At 53.2% G+C, this 16,450-nt stretch carries 20 protein-coding genes; 6 read left to right on the top strand and 14 right to left on the bottom strand.

Annotated elements, in window-relative coordinates; genetic code table 11:
• Nucleotides 1-39: 39 nt before the first annotated feature.
• Nucleotides 40-918, bottom strand: a complete 879-nt coding sequence (gene nadK / locus RW65_RS12390) for an NAD(+) kinase (protein ID WP_039057057.1) — start codon at nucleotides 916-918, stop codon at nucleotides 40-42.
• 123 nt (nucleotides 919-1,041) lie between these two features.
• Here nadK and grpE point away from each other — a divergent pair, with 123 nt between their 5' ends.
• Nucleotides 1,042-1,638 (top strand): nucleotide exchange factor GrpE, encoded by a 597-nt coding sequence (grpE, locus tag RW65_RS12385; protein WP_156123998.1) that lies wholly within the window; start codon nucleotides 1,042-1,044, stop codon nucleotides 1,636-1,638.
• Nucleotides 1,639-1,687: 49 nt separating this feature from the next.
• Here grpE and RW65_RS12380 read toward each other — a convergent pair whose 3' ends face one another.
• Both RW65_RS12380 and RW65_RS12375 read right to left on the bottom strand, forming a co-directional pair.
• A complete protein-coding gene (locus tag RW65_RS12380; RefSeq protein WP_039057055.1) occupies nucleotides 1,688-2,974 on the bottom strand; it encodes an HlyC/CorC family transporter in 1,287 nt (428 codons plus the stop codon).
• Between the two features lie 16 nt (nucleotides 2,975-2,990).
• Nucleotides 2,991-3,779 carry a cytochrome C assembly family protein gene (locus tag RW65_RS12375; protein ID WP_039057054.1) on the bottom strand — a complete coding sequence of 263 codons (789 nt, stop codon included), beginning with the start codon at nucleotides 3,777-3,779 and terminating at the stop codon, nucleotides 2,991-2,993.
• A gap of 166 nt (nucleotides 3,780-3,945) precedes the next feature.
• Here RW65_RS12375 and ffh point away from each other — a divergent pair, with 166 nt between their 5' ends.
• The 5 genes from ffh to rplS all read left to right on the top strand — a co-directional run bounded on the left by ffh (nucleotide 3,946) and on the right by rplS (nucleotide 7,570).
• Nucleotides 3,946-5,307: a signal recognition particle protein gene (gene ffh, locus RW65_RS12370; RefSeq protein ID WP_039057053.1), complete on the top strand. Its 1,362-nt coding sequence runs from the start codon at nucleotides 3,946-3,948 to the stop codon at nucleotides 5,305-5,307.
• A 258-nt stretch (nucleotides 5,308-5,565) separates the two neighbouring features.
• Nucleotides 5,566-5,814, top strand: a complete 249-nt coding sequence (rpsP, locus tag RW65_RS12365; RefSeq protein ID WP_039057052.1) for a 30S ribosomal protein S16 — start codon at nucleotides 5,566-5,568, stop codon at nucleotides 5,812-5,814.
• 18 nt (nucleotides 5,815-5,832) lie between these two features.
• A complete protein-coding gene (rimM, locus tag RW65_RS12360; protein ID WP_039057051.1) occupies nucleotides 5,833-6,381 on the top strand; it encodes a ribosome maturation factor RimM in 549 nt (182 codons plus the stop codon).
• A gap of 30 nt (nucleotides 6,382-6,411) precedes the next feature.
• The gene (gene trmD, locus RW65_RS12355) at nucleotides 6,412-7,179 is read left to right on the top strand and encodes a tRNA (guanosine(37)-N1)-methyltransferase TrmD (RefSeq protein WP_039057050.1); all 768 of its coding nucleotides are present in this window, start codon (nucleotides 6,412-6,414) and stop codon (nucleotides 7,177-7,179) included.
• A 43-nt stretch (nucleotides 7,180-7,222) separates the two neighbouring features.
• A complete protein-coding gene (gene rplS / locus RW65_RS12350) occupies nucleotides 7,223-7,570 on the top strand; it encodes a 50S ribosomal protein L19 (protein ID WP_039057049.1) in 348 nt (115 codons plus the stop codon).
• Between the two features lie 127 nt (nucleotides 7,571-7,697).
• Here rplS and RW65_RS12345 read toward each other — a convergent pair whose 3' ends face one another.
• The 11 genes from RW65_RS12345 to RW65_RS12300 form a co-directional block, all read right to left on the bottom strand.
• Nucleotides 7,698-7,892, bottom strand: coding sequence for an ogr/Delta-like zinc finger family protein (locus RW65_RS12345; RefSeq protein ID WP_039057048.1), 195 nt, complete (start codon nucleotides 7,890-7,892; stop codon nucleotides 7,698-7,700).
• Between the two features lie 83 nt (nucleotides 7,893-7,975).
• Entirely contained in the window at nucleotides 7,976-9,139 is a 1,164-nt protein-coding gene (locus tag RW65_RS12340) for a contractile injection system protein, VgrG/Pvc8 family (protein WP_052250309.1), read from the bottom strand.
• A complete protein-coding gene (locus tag RW65_RS12335; RefSeq protein WP_039057047.1) occupies nucleotides 9,132-9,596 on the bottom strand; it encodes a phage tail protein in 465 nt (154 codons plus the stop codon). The genes RW65_RS12340 and RW65_RS12335 overlap by 8 nt, the downstream gene beginning before the upstream one ends.
• A 2-nt stretch (nucleotides 9,597-9,598) precedes the next feature.
• The gene (locus RW65_RS12330) at nucleotides 9,599-11,278 is read right to left on the bottom strand and encodes a phage tail tape measure protein (RefSeq protein WP_039057046.1); all 1,680 of its coding nucleotides are present in this window, start codon (nucleotides 11,276-11,278) and stop codon (nucleotides 9,599-9,601) included.
• Nucleotides 11,271-11,390: a GpE family phage tail protein gene (locus RW65_RS21420; protein WP_052250308.1), complete on the bottom strand. Its 120-nt coding sequence runs from the start codon at nucleotides 11,388-11,390 to the stop codon at nucleotides 11,271-11,273. Before RW65_RS21420 ends, RW65_RS12330 begins: the two co-directional genes overlap by 8 nt.
• Nucleotides 11,391-11,422: 32 nt before the next feature.
• On the bottom strand, nucleotides 11,423-11,704 hold the full coding sequence (locus tag RW65_RS12325; protein ID WP_039057045.1) for a phage tail assembly protein: 282 nt from the start codon (nucleotides 11,702-11,704) through the stop codon (nucleotides 11,423-11,425).
• A gap of 60 nt (nucleotides 11,705-11,764) precedes the next feature.
• Nucleotides 11,765-12,283, bottom strand: coding sequence for a phage major tail tube protein (locus tag RW65_RS12320; RefSeq protein ID WP_039057044.1), 519 nt, complete (start codon nucleotides 12,281-12,283; stop codon nucleotides 11,765-11,767).
• A 12-nt stretch (nucleotides 12,284-12,295) separates the two neighbouring features.
• Nucleotides 12,296-13,477 (bottom strand): phage tail sheath protein, encoded by a 1,182-nt coding sequence (locus RW65_RS12315; protein WP_039057043.1) that lies wholly within the window; start codon nucleotides 13,475-13,477, stop codon nucleotides 12,296-12,298.
• A gap of 144 nt (nucleotides 13,478-13,621) precedes the next feature.
• Nucleotides 13,622-14,572, bottom strand: a complete 951-nt coding sequence (locus RW65_RS12310) for a phage tail protein (RefSeq protein ID WP_039057042.1) — start codon at nucleotides 14,570-14,572, stop codon at nucleotides 13,622-13,624.
• A 133-nt stretch (nucleotides 14,573-14,705) separates the two neighbouring features.
• The gene (locus RW65_RS12305) at nucleotides 14,706-15,299 is read right to left on the bottom strand and encodes a tail fiber assembly protein (protein WP_039057041.1); all 594 of its coding nucleotides are present in this window, start codon (nucleotides 15,297-15,299) and stop codon (nucleotides 14,706-14,708) included.
• Nucleotides 15,299-16,357 (bottom strand): phage tail protein, encoded by a 1,059-nt coding sequence (locus RW65_RS12300; RefSeq protein WP_039057040.1) that lies wholly within the window; start codon nucleotides 16,355-16,357, stop codon nucleotides 15,299-15,301. Before RW65_RS12300 ends, RW65_RS12305 begins: the two co-directional genes overlap by 1 nt.
• Nucleotides 16,358-16,450: the final 93 nt, after the last annotated feature.

The raw sequence follows: 16,450 nt of genomic DNA, 5'->3' as shown, positions 1-16,450 counted from the left end.
AACTGGTTTTATATACAGTAAAGCGTTGTGCAATGATTTTCAGAACAATTTTTTCGACCAGCCGAGCTTAGAGCTTAATGTATTGAAATAGCTGTAATCTTTTGGGTGAATAAGGTTCAGATGAAAGTCGCAGCGGCGAATTAATACGTCTTCGCCTTCCTGGATGGGCAGGGCGATTTGGCTGTCGCAGCTCACTTCCAGATCGCTGCGGCGATGGGAAAAACGCAGGCGAATAGTGCTGCTACTATTGATCACCAGCGGGCGCGCGGAGAGCGTATGCGGGAACATCGGTACCAGCGTAATCGCATCCAGCGAAGGGGTCAGAATCGGCCCGCCCGCAGAGAGGGAATAAGCAGTGGAACCCGTCGGCGTGGAGATAATCAAACCATCGGAGCGTTGGGAGAAGGCAAAGATTTCGTCGATATAGACTTCGAACTCAATCATATGGGCCACTTTGCCCGGATGCAGCACCACTTCGTTAATCGCCGTGCTGATGCGCTTCTGGCACTCTTGCTGGCACACCTGCACTTCCAGCAGGAACCGTTTTTCGGCAATATAATGGCCTTCCAGCACATCCGCCAGCTGTTGCTGGGCGTTGTCCGGATCGAGATCGGTGAGAAAACCGAGGTTGCCGCGGTTGATACCAATAACCTTGATGTCATAACGTGCCAGCGTGCGCGCCGCGCCAAGCATATTGCCGTCGCCGCCGACCACCACCGCGAGATCCGCCTGCTGGCCAATTTCAGCCAGTGTGCCTGTTCTCACATTATTGAGCTGCAGTTCCTGGGCAATCTGTTGCTCGACAATGACGTCATAACCTTTGGCGCTTAACCAGCGATAGAGCATTTCATGTGTTGTCAGCGCGGTAGGGTGCCGTGGATGCCCGACAATACCAATACACTTGAAATGATGGGTCATTTTCTGGTGGTCCTTTTGGCGAATGAAATATCGACAATCTGTCTCGTTCCCTTGATTCCCGGAAACTGATCCCCATAATAATGCAGGTTAGCGAAATGAATGCAAAAAAACGCGGAGAAATTCATGAGTAGTAAAGAACAGAAAACGCCTGACGGGCAAGCCCCGGAAGAAATTATCATGGAACAGCACGATGAGGTTGAAGCAGTCGCTGAGGCTGATGACTCTGCTGGGCAGGTGGATCCGCGCGATGAGAAAATTGCGAACCTTGAAGCGCAGTTAGCTGAAGCGGAAAGCCGCGAGCGCGAAACGGTTTTACGCGTTAAAGCGGAAATGGAAAACCTGCGTCGCCGTACCGAACAGGATATCGAGAAAGCGCATAAGTTCGCGCTGGAGAAGTTCATCAATGAACTGCTGCCGGTTGTCGATAGCCTGGATCGCGCACTGGAAGTAGCGGACAAAGATAACGCCGAGATGGCGCCGATGGTTGAAGGCATCGAACTGACGTTGAAAAACATGCTCGATGTGGTGAAAAAATTCGGCGTTAACGTGATTGCTGAAACCGACGTTCCGCTGGATCCGAACGTGCATCAGGCGATTGCTATGGTGGAATCGGAAGAGATTGCCGCTGGTAAAGTGCTCGGCGTGATGCAAAAAGGTTACACCCTTAATGGCCGTACCATTCGCGCTGCGATGGTTACAGTAGCCAAAGAGAAAGCGTAACTTTTTCGCATAAACCAAACCCTCTCCGTCGGAGAGGGTTTTTTTTCGCCTATTCGGCGACGCTTTCCCGCAGCGTTTTCACCGGAATGACCTGCACCTGCTTAATCATATTGTCCTGCACGTCGAGAATATCGATATCGTACTGCTCGATGCGCACGCGGGTGCCGATGGCCGGGATCTCTTCCAGCGCTTCAAGGAGCATGCCGTTGACGGTGCGGGCTTCATCTTCCGGTAAGCGCCAGTTAAAGGCTTTATTAAGTTCACGCACGTTGGCGCTGCCGTCGATAATCACCGAACCGTCATTTTGCGGCGTTGCCTCATCGGCCAGCGCTGGCGACATAGACGTGGTGAAATCGCCGACAATCTCTTCCAGAATATCTTCAACCGTTACCAGCCCCTGAATATCACCGTATTCATTGACCACCAGCCCAACTTTCTTTTTATTACGCTGGAATTTCACCAGCTGCGTGCTCAGCGGCGTGCCTTCCGGGACGTAATAGATCTCATCGGCGGCGCGCAGCATCACCTCTTTGGTGAATTCGTTTTTCTCCGTCATCAGCCGGTAGGCTTCGCGCACGCGCAGCATGCTGATGGCGTCATCGAGGGAATCACGGTACAGCACAATGCGCCCGTGCGGCGAGTGGGTGAGCTGGCGGACAATCGCTTTCCAGTCGTCATTAATATCGATACCGACGATTTCATTGCGCGGCACCATAATGTCGTTCACGCTGACCTTTTCCAGATCCAAAATCGACAGCAGCATATCCTGATTGCGGCGCGAGATTTGCGAGCGGGACTCATGCACGATGGTGCGCAGCTCCTCTTTGCTCAGCGCGCCGCTGATCACCACATCAGCCTTGATACCAATCATGCGCATCAGCACCCGGGTAACGCCATTGAGCAGCCACACCAGCGGCAGCATGATCACCTGCAGCGGTACCAGCAGGAAACTGCTGGGGAAAGCGACTTTTTCGGGATACAGCGCGGCGATAGTTTTTGGCAGCACTTCGGCAAACACCAGCACCACAAAGGTCAGCACGCCGGTGGCGATCGCGACGCCCGCGTTACCGTAAAGGCGCATACCGACAATCGTACCGATCGCCGAGGCCAAAATATTGACGAGGTTATTACCGATCAGCACCAGGCTTATCAGGCGATCGGGCTTACGCAGCAGCTTTTCGACACGCTTTGCCGCACGGTTTCCCTGCTTGGCTAAGTGGCGCAAGCGGTAGCGGTTGAGAGTCATCATCCCGGTTTCGGAACCGGAAAAATAAGCAGAGACCACGACCATGATGATAAGGGTAATGATAAGCGTCGTGGTGGAGATGTTGTCCAGGGGGGACTCCTTTGTCTTAACTCAAAAATTGCTGCAGGACGCGGCTGCCAAAATAGGCCAGCGTTAAAATCCCGGCGCCCGCGACGTTGAACCACACCACCCGGCGGCCGCGCCAGCCCTCATGGTAATGGCCCCACAGCAGCACGATATAGACAAACCAGGCGATAATGGACAGCACCGCTTTGTCGATATTTTCCATACTGAACAGGTTGTGCATAAAGAACAAACCGGTGCAAAGCGTCAGCGTCAGCAGCACCACGCCAACCTGGGTGATATGAAACATTTTACGCTCAATCACCATCAGCGGCGGCATTTCATTACTGAAGGCCAGCCGTTTGTTCTTTAACTGATAGTCAATCCACGCCAGCTGCAGCGCGTACATAGCGGCAATAATTAAAGTCGCATAAGCGAAAAGCGACAGGCCAATATGCACCATCATCCCCGGCGTGGCTTCCAGATGAATCATGTACTCATTAGGCACAAACACGGCGAAGGCGAGGTTGATCAGGGCGAAGGTATAAACGATCGGCAGCAGCAGCCAGCCGCGGTTTTTCGACGCCACAATGGTCATTACCGTACAGATCATCAGGCTTACCAGCGAGCCAACGTTAAGCAGGCTCAGGTTTTGCCCGCCGTCGTCGGGGAACAGGCGCTCTTTTAAACCGAAACCGTGACAAATAAGCGCGATCACCGCCGAAAGGATAGCCATTCTGCGCCAGCCGCTGTTTTTCTGCAGCAGGCTGGGAATAATCAGCGCAATGCTGATGGAATAGGCAACAAGAGCAATCAGGGCAAAAACGGGCATAGGATGTCGGCAGTTGACTGAAGAAGAAAGAAAAGCAGTATAGCGTTACGTGACCCAGGCTCCAACAGTTGCATCACATACAGGAGCAATGTCTTCATGTTATACTGCGTGAAATTTCTGTAATGCGTCGCGCTGGCGGCCATCGTATCACCTCAGGCGAGAGACAATGTTTGATAATTTAACCGATCGTTTGTCGCGCACCCTGCGCAATATCAGCGGCCGTGGACGCCTCACTGAAGACAACATCAAAGAAACCCTGCGCGAAGTGCGCATGGCGCTGCTGGAAGCGGACGTTGCGCTGCCGGTGGTGCGTGATTTTATCAACCGCGTTAAAGAGAAAGCGGTTGGGCATGAAGTCAATAAAAGCCTGACGCCAGGTCAGGAGTTCGTCAAAATCGTCCGTAACGAATTAGTGTCGGCGATGGGCGAAGAGAACCAGATCCTCAACCTCGCCGCGCAGCCGCCAGCGGTGGTGCTGATGGCGGGCCTGCAGGGTGCAGGTAAAACCACCAGCGTCGGTAAGCTCGGTAAATTCCTGCGCGAAAAGCACAAGAAAAAAGTAATGGTCGTTTCCGCCGACGTCTATCGCCCGGCGGCGATCAAACAGCTGGAGACGCTGGCGCAGCAGGTCGAAGTGGATTTCTTCCCTTCTGACGTCACACAAAAGCCGGTCGATATTGTTAATGCCGCGCTGAAAGAAGCGAAACTCAAGTTCTACGACGTGCTGCTGGTCGATACCGCCGGTCGTTTGCATGTTGATGAAGCGATGATGGATGAGATCAAACAGGTTCACGCGGCGATTAAGCCGGTGGAAACCCTGTTTGTCGTCGATGCGATGACCGGTCAGGATGCGGCGAATACCGCGAAAGCCTTTAATGAAGCGCTGCCGCTCACCGGCGTGGTACTGACCAAAGTGGACGGCGACGCCCGCGGCGGTGCGGCCCTCTCCATTCGCCATATCACTGGCAAACCAATCAAATTCCTCGGCGTCGGTGAGAAGACCGACGCGCTGGAGCCGTTCCACCCGGATCGTATTGCTTCGCGTATCCTCGGCATGGGCGATGTGCTCTCCCTTATCGAAGATATCGAAAGCAAAGTTGACCGCGTCCAGGCCGAGAAGCTGGCGAATAAACTGAAGAAGGGCGACGGTTTCGATTTGACCGACTTCCTTGAGCAGCTGCGCCAGATGAAAAACATGGGCGGCATGGCCAGCCTGATGGGCAAACTGCCGGGCATGGGCCAGATTCCGGACAACGTAAAAGCACAGATGGACGACAAAGTGCTGGTGCGCATGGAAGCCATCATCAATTCCATGACGCTGAAAGAGCGCGCCAACCCGGACATTATCAAAGGCTCCCGTAAGCGCCGTATCGCCGCCGGTTGCGGCATGCAGGTGCAGGATGTCAACCGCCTGCTTAAACAGTTCGACGACATGCAGCGCATGATGAAGAAGATGAAGAAGGGCGGGATGGCGAAGATGATGCGCGGGATGAAAGGGATGATGCCCCCAGGATTCCCTGGCCGCTAAGAGGTTTTAAACGGCCTGGCTTATTTGCCATTTTGACGCCGGGGTGTGCTCGTCATCCTCACGTACTGCGTGTACGCTGCGGTGACTGCGCGCACGCCGGCGTCAAACTGTCTGCACCGCCGACGGCCTCGCACCGCAACGATTCGTACATGTCGATTGCTTTTTAGCAAAAAATGAGTAAAATTTTCGGGCTTTTAATATGACACCGGGCTCCGTTCCTCGATGGGGCCTGGTGTTTTATTCACACAAGAGGATGTTATGGTAACTATTCGTTTAGCACGTCACGGCGCTAAAAAGCGTCCGTTCTACCAGGTTGTTGTTACTGACAGCCGCAATGCACGTAACGGTCGCTTCATTGAGCGCGTTGGTTTCTTCAACCCGATTGCTTCCGATAAAGAAGAAGGCACCCGCCTGGATCTGGATCGTATTCAGCACTGGGTTGCCCAGGGCGCTACCGTTTCCGATCGCGTTTCCGCGCTGATCAAAACAGCACAGAAAGCAGCTTAATCTGTCACGGTGGTCATGATGAGCAAGGAACAAGCCACACAGGTCCCCGTAGAGCCAATCATTGTCGGCAAGCTGGGATCTTCTTACGGGATTCGTGGTTGGCTCAGAGTGTTCTCCTCCACCGAAGACGCCGAAAGCATTTTTGACTATCAGCCCTGGTTTATCCAGAAGGCGGGTCAGTGGCAGTGTATCGAGCTGGAGAGCTGGCGCTACCACAGTCAGGATATCGTCATCAAACTGAAAGGTGTTGATGACAGAGATACCGCGAATCTGCTGACCAATTGCGAAATTGTCGTGGATTCCGCGCAGTTGCCGGAACTGGAAGAGGGTGACTACTACTGGAAAGACCTGATGGGCTGCCAGGTAGTGACTACTGAAGGTTACAGCCTCGGTAAAGTCGTCGATATGATGGAAACCGGGTCCAATGACGTTCTCGTCATCAAGGCAAACCTGAAAGATGCGTTTGGTATCAAGGAGCGGCTGGTTCCGTTCCTCGATGGGCAGGTTATCAAGAAAGTCGATCTCACTACTCAAACCATTGAAGTAGATTGGGATCCTGGTTTTTAAACCTCCGGATATACGGTAAAAGACGGCGCTATGTGGATTGGCATAATTAGCCTGTTTCCTGAAATGTTCCGCGCGATTACCGACTACGGGGTAACTGGCCGGGCAGTAAAAAATGGCCTGCTGAGCATCCAGAGCTGGAGTCCGCGTGATTTCGCTCATGACCGGCACCGTACCGTGGACGATCGTCCTTACGGCGGCGGACCGGGGATGCTAATGATGGTGAATCCTTTGCGGGACGCCATTCATGCAGCAAAAGCCGCGGCGGGTGAAGGCGCCAAAGTGATTTATCTGTCGCCTCAGGGGCGCAAGCTTGATCAAGCGGGCGTCAGCGAACTGGCTACCAATCAGAAAATGATTCTGGTGTGCGGTCGCTACGAAGGGATAGATGAGCGCGTGATCCAAACCGAGATTGACGAAGAGTGGTCTATCGGCGATTACGTTCTCAGCGGTGGTGAGTTACCAGCGATGACGCTGATTGATTCGGTTTCCCGGTTTATTCCGGGGGTACTGGGCCATGAAGCTTCGGCAACGGAAGATTCCTTTGCCGATGGGTTGCTGGACTGTCCACACTATACCCGACCTGAAGTGTTAGAAGGGATGGACGTACCGGCGGTGTTACTGTCGGGGAACCATGCCGACATACGTCGCTGGCGTTTGAAGCAGTCGCTGGGCCGAACCTGGCTTAGAAGACCTGAACTTCTGGAAAACCTGGCTCTGACTGAAGAGCAAGCAAGGTTGCTGGCGGAGTTCCAGCGTGAACACGCACAACAGCAACACAAACATGATGGGCTGGTGTAATACACCCCCGAATATCAGTTTACCCAGGATAAGAGATTAAATTATGAGCAACATTATTAAGCAAATTGAACAAGAGCAGATGAAGCAGGACGTACCTTCCTTCCGTCCGGGCGATACCGTGGAAGTGAAAGTATGGGTTGTTGAAGGTTCCAAAAAACGTCTGCAGGCATTCGAGGGCGTGGTTATCGCTATTCGTAACCGCGGTCTGCACTCTGCATTCACTGTTCGTAAAATTTCCAACGGCGAAGGCGTTGAGCGTGTCTTCCAGACTCACTCTCCGGTAGTTGACAGCATCTCTGTCAAACGTCGTGGTGCCGTTCGTAAAGCTAAACTGTACTACCTGCGTGAGCGTACTGGTAAGTCTGCTCGTATCAAAGAGCGTCTTAACTGATAACGCACTCACGCTACATCCAAAGCGTGTAATGAAACAAGGGGTTGGCTTCTGCCAGCCCCTTTTTTTATCTCTGATAACAAGCGAAAAAAAACCTGCGGCTGCAGGTTTTGTATGCGCGTTGCGGTTACTTTCCAATATGAGCTGCGGTCACATCCAGCGTGGGCGGGCGAACAATATAGCGCGCCAGCGACTCATGGGTAACGAACGTACAACCGCAGTTGATATTTTGACACTGGTGGTAGCGCTCTTTGGTTTCAGAACTGAGGTAGCGGCTTGAGCGCGCGTGCGCCGCTTTCTGGCATATCGGGCAATGCATCATTTTGCGATCTCTCCTGCGTGGATATGCCAGTAATGATAAACCTTTAACTCGCAAATGCAAGTTAAAGGTTGCATTTGACGTTGTCAGATAATCGATTCCTCAACTTCATACTCGATTTTTCGGATATCTACTTCAAGTTCCAGCTTGGTGATAAAGCCTTTTGAATCAATGCCGTGGGTTAATTTTTTGATTACCCACGGCGTTTGATTAATGACTTCTTTAAAGCCGGCTAACTGGACGGGTGTTTCCGGTGCGATATCGACACGTCCTTGTGCCAGCGTCAGGGAAAAAGCCGCTGCGTCCCGTTGACGCTTTTGCCATTCCGCCAGTGCCGCGCGGAAGGCTTCATCTCGTGACGCGAAATTATTTTGCAGGACGTTGGTATTCTCCGTTAAACCAGCAAGATAATCCGTTTTCCATTGCGGTTTGCTGACACCTTTACGCGTAAGTTTGACTTGTTTTGTCTGCTTCTTCGGCGTTTTGGTATCCTCCCAGCGCGCAATAACGCTGCCGTAGGCTGTACGATCCGTAAGATCAAACGCGTGCGAATCGCCATCGCTACGGTTGATGGTGACGGTTGATATCTCCTTGCCGCCCCGCAGGCACTTACCCGGTACAAGAAAGATCAGCACGCCCGATTTGACGGCAATCTCCGCGCCGTTACTCACAGCCAGCCGGGTGAGAAACGCGACGTCGGTCTCTTTGGATTGATCAATATGCGCAATCTTAATGCCAGCCAGTTCCGGCGCGACATTGGCGCTTAGGGAATTACGCCAGGCAATATCTTTGACGATGTCGCCCAGGGTGGCGTCATGCCATGACCACTCTTTTGCGGTATTCATACTGCTACGAAAATCGACGCTACGCCCGGTAATGATCAGCCGATCCGGTGCGCCCTGATGTTTGACCTGGTCGATAAAAAAACTGCCCATATCGGTCAGCAGTGAACCCTGTCGACCAATGGAGACGGTAACCTGCGCGTTACGCTCCGGCATTTCGATTTTGCCGTCGCTGTCATCCAGCGTCAGCGTCAGCGTATCGGCCTCAAAGCCACGATTATCCGTCACCGTGAGGGCAATTAATCGCGGAGCGAGCGTGGCGGTGATGTCTTTTGTTTCATCTTTGCTGTTATCGGGTTGTTCAGCAGAGGTGCTGGTGCTGTTAGCGCGGCCAGGGTTGGGTTTTAGCGCCACCCTAAACGCCGGGGCATCTGCCTGAAAGGGATCGTTAAACTGCATATCAAACATTGCCGACCCCCAGCATGTTGAGGGCGCTATCGTACAGTTCGAAAGCTTTTGTTCGCGCTTGTTCAGCGATGGAAAGCAGCGATTCGTCGACACGCGTGAGTGACAGCGTGAAGCTAATGAAACGCGGCGTCCCGTCGCTTGCAAAATCAGAGCCATTCTCTTTGACGCTGTTGATAACAAACATTCCGTAAATCATGCCGTTACCGCCGATAAGCGGCCACTGTTTACCCAGTTCAGCCATCAGGCGCAAGGTTGCCAGCGAGACCGCGCCGTGGGTCATGCCTGTAGAGACTTTACCGGTAATCTCGAGGGTTTCGGCACCCGGACCAAGATACTGATACGCCGCGCGTTTGCCCACCCGCTCATTGCTGCTCCATGTATAGTTGGTCGAGTGACTAACACCTTGAAAGGGGAGTGTTTTGCCGATAAAGACAAAAGCCCCCAGCGCCATCATCATAATTAAAACCCTCCTGATGGATTGAATTGTGAAAAGGTCGCGTTGCGTTTGTTATCGGCGTCCTGGCGGAACAGATCCAGCAGGTAGCGCTCACTGTCGCTACCGGGCCTGATATCACCCTGAAGCGTCACGTTATATTCTCGTTTGCTCTGATCAACATACGAATTACCGCCAGTGGGTTTGGCGGCCTGATAATTGTTGAATCCAGACATAGTGCTGGTTGGCTGGACATAATCGAATGTTGCGCCCGTGGTGGCTGCCTGGGGTGCTGGAAGCTCGATTGACGCTTGCTTGTTTACAACGCCCATCTTCTCCAGCAGCCAACTGACGCCGTTGATCAATGCTTTCAGGGGAGCAAAGGGGAGTGAAAACATTTCGAAGAGTATCCGGCCAACTATCTCTCCTGCGTTACCGCAGCTTTCCAGCGCGTTTTGGCTAAAAGTAATAGGGGCTATCAGATCGCTGAAAAGGTTTTTAACCGCGGATAAGGCGCTACCAATGGCGTCGAAAACCGGCTTGAAAGGCGTAAAAAGGTCAGCGAGCGGGGCGAAGCCAGCTTTTATGCCTTCGACCACGCCGCCAAAGAACGCGCTAACCGGTTCCCAGAATGTGTAAATGGCCAGCGCGGCGGCGGCAAAAACCGCAATAGCACCGATGATGGGCAGGGTGAGCGAGCCGAGTATCGTCACAATACCGCCGAAAACAGTGGTAAAAACGCTTCCAAGGGACGTGGCTATCGTGATTAGCCCACTTATACCTGAAAAAACTGGCCCTATGGCGCTGGCGACATAGCCAACGGCGCCCGCCACGCCGACCACTGTGGTAGCAACCATACCGAAGCTTTGCACAATCCCCTGGTTGTTCTGTACCCACTGTTGCAGCTTGCCAACAAATTCGGTCGCCGTTTGCACCAGCATACGCAGCGACGATTCCTGAGTTGCAAAGAAATCAACGCTCAGGGATTGATACGCATCCTGTAGCGCTTGTAAATCGGTACCGAGGTTTCCGCCTTGCTTACCGGATGCCGGGCCTCCCTCGCTCTGCTGGGGATCGGCGTTTAGCGACGCCTCGTAGCCCGGTTGCATAATCATTTTGCCGAGATTAAAACCGGTGGCGGCGATGGATTTTCCCCTTTCGCCAACGGCGGAGAACTTCTCCGCCGTATCCTGCAGCGCCGCCTGGAAGCCCTCGATCTTCTCCCGTCGTTTAACCTTTTTTAAGGATTTCTGCTGCGTGTCCAGCAGCGCTGTACTTTCGCTAATGCTGTTTTGCAGGCGTGCTAACTCCTCCGATGGCGCGTCTGCATTAAGACCGGACTGCGTTAGCTCACTTCTCTGCCCGGCAACGGTATCGCTAAGGCGAGACTGCTGCTGTTGCAGCCGACTTACGCGCAGTTGCGACAAAGCAAGAACGTTAGCGTTTTCGGGCGTCTGGGTTTGCCCCGCCAGTTCCAAAGCGCGTTCTTGCTCCACTCTTAGCTTAACGCTAACGCTGGCAAGTTCTTTTTCCGTCTGCTTTAGCTTGCCCACCTGCGCAAGCTGATCGTTAAGATTGCGCAGGCTAGTTTCCGTTGCGTTGATGCTGGCCGACAGCGACACACTCGTCGTTTGCTGATTTTTAAATGGCCGCGTTGCCTGATCAACAGCAGTGAGCAGCTCTTCAATATTTGTGCTGTTACTCATGGGTATTTCCGCTTCGCTGCAGCGCCTTTTCGCGCCAGATGATGAGTTCGCTCAGACTCAGGGGGTAAAGCTCCGATGGCGGCCAGTGAAAGATCACCGCGATATCCGCCATCAAATCGTCAACCGACAGTTTGGGCGGAAAATTTACTGCGCCGAAGCTGGCGACAAAAAACCAACCACCTTGCCCGCCAGCGCCACCATATCCGCCAGATCCAGCCCCACCACTTCGTGCTCGGTCAGAGAAGGGGAGGTAATACGCGGCAGCACTTTAATGAGCGCGTCCACGTCGGCATTGGCCACCGCTGCTAGGCTCAGCCCGCGCAAGGTACCGGCGTTCGGTTTCATCAGGGTCAGGGTGCCGATCAGCTGCTCGCCGCGTTTAATCGGGGTTTGCAGGGTAATAACGTTTTCAGATTCGTTGTTCATAAGATCCTCGTGATTCCATTTGCGGGGAAAAATCCCGGCCAGCAGGCTGGCCGGAGGGCATTACAGGCCGATATTGCGGCGGTGTTGCTCGAGACGGTCGACGCCGTTGACTTTTTCAACCATGTTGACGGTGTCGATCTCCACCATCTCTTTGCCATCAATGGTCAGTTTGAAGTAGGTGCACAGCACGGTGATTTTGGACTCGGTATCTTCACCCGGCTTGTTTTCACCCGTGTCGATCTCTTTTTGCAGACCGCGCATCATCACTTCAACCGCCACCGTTTCGCCGGTGTCATCGCGCTGATAGGAGCCCGCGAAGCGAATCGGTACCGCATCGGTACTGGTTGCGCCATACAGTTCCCAGATAGCCTCATCGGGGAAACCGCCCAGCGTCCACTCCATTAACAGGGCGTCGTCGTCGAGGCCCATATCAATCGGTGCGACACCGTTCATACCGCCACCGCGATAGTTCTCCAGCTTGCGGGTCAGTTTTGGCAGCGTGATGGATTTAGCCACTCCCTGATAGCTATAGCCATTCAGGAACACGTTCATATATTTAAGTTTTCGCGGCATTGCCATTTATCAGGATCCTTAATTGCTGTTAACCGAGGAGACCAGGGTCGCCAGGTATTTATCGGTGATGCGCTGGCGTAAGGTCAGATTTTCCAGTGGCGGGACCGGCGTATAGTCATAATCGATATACAGTTTCCCGGCTTTCAGGGTCTCGGCGTCGTTGGCGGATTCATCGAACCAGCAGTTCGCATCGACGATATAACCGTTGCTGCGCAGCTCGCGGAACTTGGCGTTGATCCCATCGATGATGTCGCGGATAAGCGTCGCGGTAATCGGTTTGTCCACCGCCCACATATGTGCGTCCGCCATCGTATCGGCGATCACCTGCGCGGTACGGGTGTAGTTTTCAAACAGGAACAGCGGATCGTCGGAACAGGTACGGTTGCCCCAGAAGCGGAAGCCATCTTTGCGAATCAGCGTGGTCACGCCAGCCTGGTTCAGCAGATCGGCATCGGTACCGGATTCTTGTAAATCCCAGAATACCGGGGTTGTGATGCCGGTTACGCCGTTGATGCCAACGTTAGACAGGGTTTTGTGCCAGCCGACAGCCTGGTCGATATAGGCACGCATGCCGAGGGCGCGGGCAGTAGCGAAGGCGGTTGCTGACGCATTGGCGACGGTATCCCAGGCGAGCAAGTCCGGCCAAATCACCATAAGTTCGCGCTGGCTGAAGTTCGCGCGATACTTAATGGCATCGGAGATGGTTTTACAGCCCCAGGCGCTGACATAACCGAAGGCGCGCAGCTTCTGGCAGATAGGAGCCAGCGCGGTAGCGACTTCCAGTGAGTCATGTCCCGGTACGCCAAGAATGCGCGGTTTAACGCCGGTAACAGCTTCGGCGGTCAGCAGCGCTTTCAGACCGGTATATTTACCGTTGGCATCGGTAGTGCCAATGATATTGGAAATGGTCTGTGCTTCAGCGCCTTCACCGCTGCCTTCCGCGACGCGGACCACAACGATCACCGGTTTTGCCTGATCGGCAATCGCCTGTAACGAGGCGGCCAGCGTACCTTTAGTACCCGCTTTGGCAATGGCGCTTTGTACGCTGGTAATCAGCACCGGTTCATTCAGTGGAAAGGTTGCCGCATCGGCATCGCTGGCGGTACAAACCATGCCGACGATGGCGGTTGAGACAGTGGAAATGACGCGCGTGCCGTCGTTGATTTCGACGACCTGAACGCCATGATGGTAGTCACTCATCCGATTAACTCCGTGGTGTTGGGGTGAGAGCTATTTTCCAGAACGGCGAGGTAGAGCGCTATTTGTCGGGGTTGGGGGGCGGATGAAACAACAGCAGCGGGGAAAAAAACGGGCCGGAGCCCGTTTCAAAAAATAGCGTTAAAGCTAATAACCGATACCGAGAATATCTACGCCGTTCCCAGCTCCTGTGTAGGAACGAATAGTGATTGCCTGTTGCGAACGGGCAGTGATAAAAATGGGCGTATTAACATCAGTATATGGCGCTGTACTTTCATTAAATGTTGCCTGTGCACTAAAGCAGGCCGTGGGAAAGGGGATCGGCCAGTTTATAACCGAGTCCATACCGTTAGTTAGGCTTGTTCCACCGAACATCCACTGGATAATGAGTTCATGTCTGACATTCGCAATGATCACAGGGATTTTTAAATAACCGGGATTCGCTAACTGCGCCATTGCGGTGCCCGCCAGCACAATGCCGCTCAGATTTAGATTCTTATGCACATGATTTACTAATCCCGCGTTGGCGATTTCCTGCAATGCGTTCGAAATTAGCGGGTATTGCGTATGTGGGTTCTCAGTCGAAATATGTTGGCGCATTAAGTCATCGGCATAAGCCCTAATCTCGATAACTTTGTCATCAACGTATTTACGCGTTGCCAGCACTACCGACGGGTCGATTTTTAGCGTGACGGCCGCCGTTGACGAGACAATCAGTACCATACGAATGGTCTGCGTACGGCCGCTGCCTTCCTGCAACAGGGGCTTGTAAGTTTCCGGGCAGCTGGCGACCGCGATCAGCACATTAGCATCGTCATACAAACCGATTTCGCGGATCCAGAATCCTCCTTCGTCCTCCGGGATCACCTGTTCGGCAATAATCTGGCTGCTGTTGGCCGCATCAATGGTCAGGGTGTTAATGGCACCGATGCGTTTTTGATTGAGCAGTTGGGTTTGTGCGGCGTCAGGCATGGGCAACGTGCCATTGCCGTCACCGACGGCCATTTGCGTAATACGGATTTGGGTGCCAAGGGCGGCGGCTGTTGCCAGCTTCGCCGCGCCCTGGTTGGTCAGAATGGCATAATATTTTGCGGTCATGCGTTTACTCTCAGTTGTCGGAAACGTAACCACAATTTTCCGCTGAGCACTGACGACAGGCTATAAATGAGGGTTGGCTCGGGGGTAAGACAACTGACAAGTAAAAAACGGGCCGCGGCCCGTTTGGTGGATGTTACGGCTGTGCAGGCCAGCTGACATCCGGTGCGGTCGAGGTATCAACCGCCTGCACAAGCTTGATGTAATTTAACCAGGCGATAAGCTGCTTTTTATCGTCATCGCTGATAACGCCGAGCTGCAGTTCGGTTTGCCACAGGCTGATAGTATTTTTGGCGGCTATTAGCCGTTGCGTTTTACTCTGTTCCGCTTTATCAACCTGCGCGGTTTTTTGCGCATTTTCATCTGTCACCCATGCGCTGCCATTCCATTTATCGTAAGGCGTTGCTGGCACAAGACTGGTGACATCCGCCGGGTAATCGCCCAGTTCAGTCAGCGGTACTGGTTTGCCATTCTCGATGTCATACACCGTCTCGCCACGATGATCGGGAATATATTCCCATGTCTCATTGGTCGTGGATCGGCATACGGCATACCCTTCTTTTGCTGCAAGCGGCGCATCAAGCGTCGCGTTTGCCGGAATGCCCACGCCAACGACCAGATATTCAATAGAGGTTGAAAGGTATTCGCGAGTGGTTGCGTTAAAGTTATAAACAGTTATCTCACCGGTTTCGGTAGCTAAGCGGTTTTTATTCAGGGTGGCTGTAGACATTATTGCGCCCTCACGATGTAGTTAAATGCGATATTATGCGGGCGTGTTTCTACGCCACCTGTTTCTTCCATCCAAATATAAGTCCATGCCCGTACTCCAGCGACCTGATTGGCTTCAACACCTTCGCTATTTTCATCTGTAGCACCAACGATTCTTATCGTCGGAGTATGATATTCATTGATAAATCTATGGTTATGGGATCTGAATTCATCAGCTTGCGCTGAAAGTAATGCACGTCCAATATCCAACCCTCGGCCATCATCCAAACCACGAATAAACTCTCCGCGCAGATCCGGTAGCACGCCTGCCGGATACGCAGTCGCTAATCTTGGATACCGCGCTTTATCAAACGCTGCGCCGTTGCATTTAAACCATCCGCCGGGTGCCGCTGCTTGCGGCCAGGGAACAGGGACGCCCACCGGCAAAATAGTGTTGTCGTCGTTGATAACATCGTGCACAAATCTGGTGTTGGCGATCTGCTGACCAGCATTGCCGATATGGGTATCCGGTACGGTGGGCATACCAATAAATACCGGGCTTGCCAGCGGCGCATATTGGGCGTGCGGATTGCTGGCTTTAACATGATTACTCATCAGGTCATCGGCGTACTGGCGCGTCGCCAGCACGACAGACGGGTCGATTTTCAGCGTGACCGCCGCCGTGGATGACACCACCACCACCATGCGAATCGTCTGCGTCCGTCCGCTGCCTTCCTGCAGCTGCGGTTTGTAGGTTTCCGGGCAGTTAGCGACGGCGATAAGCACGTTTTCATCGTCATACAGGCCGATTTCACGGATCCAGTAGCCGCCTTCGTTTTCCGGAATAACCTGTTCGGCAATGATTTGGTTAGTGTTGTTAGGATCAACAGAAAGGCGGTTTAGCGGCGCAATGCGTTTCTGATTAATCAGTTTAGTTTGCGCCGGATCGGGAGTCGGTAATGCGCCGTTCGCGTCACCGATCGCCATCTGTGAAAGATTCAGTTTTGTGCCGAGCGAGGCGGCGTTCGCCAGCTTCGCCGCACCCTGATTGGTCAGAATGGCAAAAAATTTTGCTGTCATGCGTTAACTCTCAGGTTGTTGGGTGATGAATGGGTACAGAAAGCATTTTCCGTTCAGCACCAACCGAACGCTATCGACGGGGGTTGGCTGCCC

Origin of the sequence: Enterobacter sp. Bisph1 (assembly GCF_000814905.1) — a bacterium.
Lineage (GTDB): Bacteria > Pseudomonadota > Gammaproteobacteria > Enterobacterales > Enterobacteriaceae > Kosakonia.
This window is presented reverse-complemented; position numbering and strand designations above follow the sequence as displayed.

Coding starts and splice junctions, on each gene's coding strand:
- RW65_RS12300 (WP_039057040.1), bottom strand. CDS start 16,357: ATGACAGCAAAATTTTTTGCCATTCTGACCAATCAGGGTGCGGCGAAG.
- ffh (WP_039057053.1), top strand. CDS start 3,946: ATGTTTGATAATTTAACCGATCGTTTGTCGCGCACCCTGCGCAATATC.
- RW65_RS12305 (WP_039057041.1), bottom strand. CDS start 15,299: ATGTCTACAGCCACCCTGAATAAAAACCGCTTAGCTACCGAAACCGGT.
- rimM (WP_039057051.1), top strand. CDS start 5,833: ATGAGCAAGGAACAAGCCACACAGGTCCCCGTAGAGCCAATCATTGTC.
- RW65_RS12325 (WP_039057045.1), bottom strand. CDS start 11,704: ATGAACAACGAATCTGAAAACGTTATTACCCTGCAAACCCCGATTAAA.
- grpE (WP_156123998.1), top strand. CDS start 1,042: ATGAGTAGTAAAGAACAGAAAACGCCTGACGGGCAAGCCCCGGAAGAA.
- RW65_RS12320 (WP_039057044.1), bottom strand. CDS start 12,283: ATGGCAATGCCGCGAAAACTTAAATATATGAACGTGTTCCTGAATGGC.
- RW65_RS21420 (WP_052250308.1), bottom strand. CDS start 11,390: ATGGCGGATATCGCGGTGATCTTTCACTGGCCGCCATCGGAGCTTTAC.
- nadK (WP_039057057.1), bottom strand. CDS start 918: ATGACCCATCATTTCAAGTGTATTGGTATTGTCGGGCATCCACGGCAC.
- RW65_RS12335 (WP_039057047.1), bottom strand. CDS start 9,596: ATGATGATGGCGCTGGGGGCTTTTGTCTTTATCGGCAAAACACTCCCC.
- RW65_RS12315 (WP_039057043.1), bottom strand. CDS start 13,477: ATGAGTGACTACCATCATGGCGTTCAGGTCGTCGAAATCAACGACGGC.
- RW65_RS12310 (WP_039057042.1), bottom strand. CDS start 14,572: ATGACCGCAAAATATTATGCCATTCTGACCAACCAGGGCGCGGCGAAG.
- RW65_RS12345 (WP_039057048.1), bottom strand. CDS start 7,892: ATGATGCATTGCCCGATATGCCAGAAAGCGGCGCACGCGCGCTCAAGC.
- trmD (WP_039057050.1), top strand. CDS start 6,412: ATGTGGATTGGCATAATTAGCCTGTTTCCTGAAATGTTCCGCGCGATT.
- RW65_RS12330 (WP_039057046.1), bottom strand. CDS start 11,278: ATGAGTAACAGCACAAATATTGAAGAGCTGCTCACTGCTGTTGATCAG.
- rplS (WP_039057049.1), top strand. CDS start 7,223: ATGAGCAACATTATTAAGCAAATTGAACAAGAGCAGATGAAGCAGGAC.
- RW65_RS12340 (WP_052250309.1), bottom strand. CDS start 9,139: ATGTTTGATATGCAGTTTAACGATCCCTTTCAGGCAGATGCCCCGGCG.
- RW65_RS12375 (WP_039057054.1), bottom strand. CDS start 3,779: ATGCCCGTTTTTGCCCTGATTGCTCTTGTTGCCTATTCCATCAGCATT.
- rpsP (WP_039057052.1), top strand. CDS start 5,566: ATGGTAACTATTCGTTTAGCACGTCACGGCGCTAAAAAGCGTCCGTTC.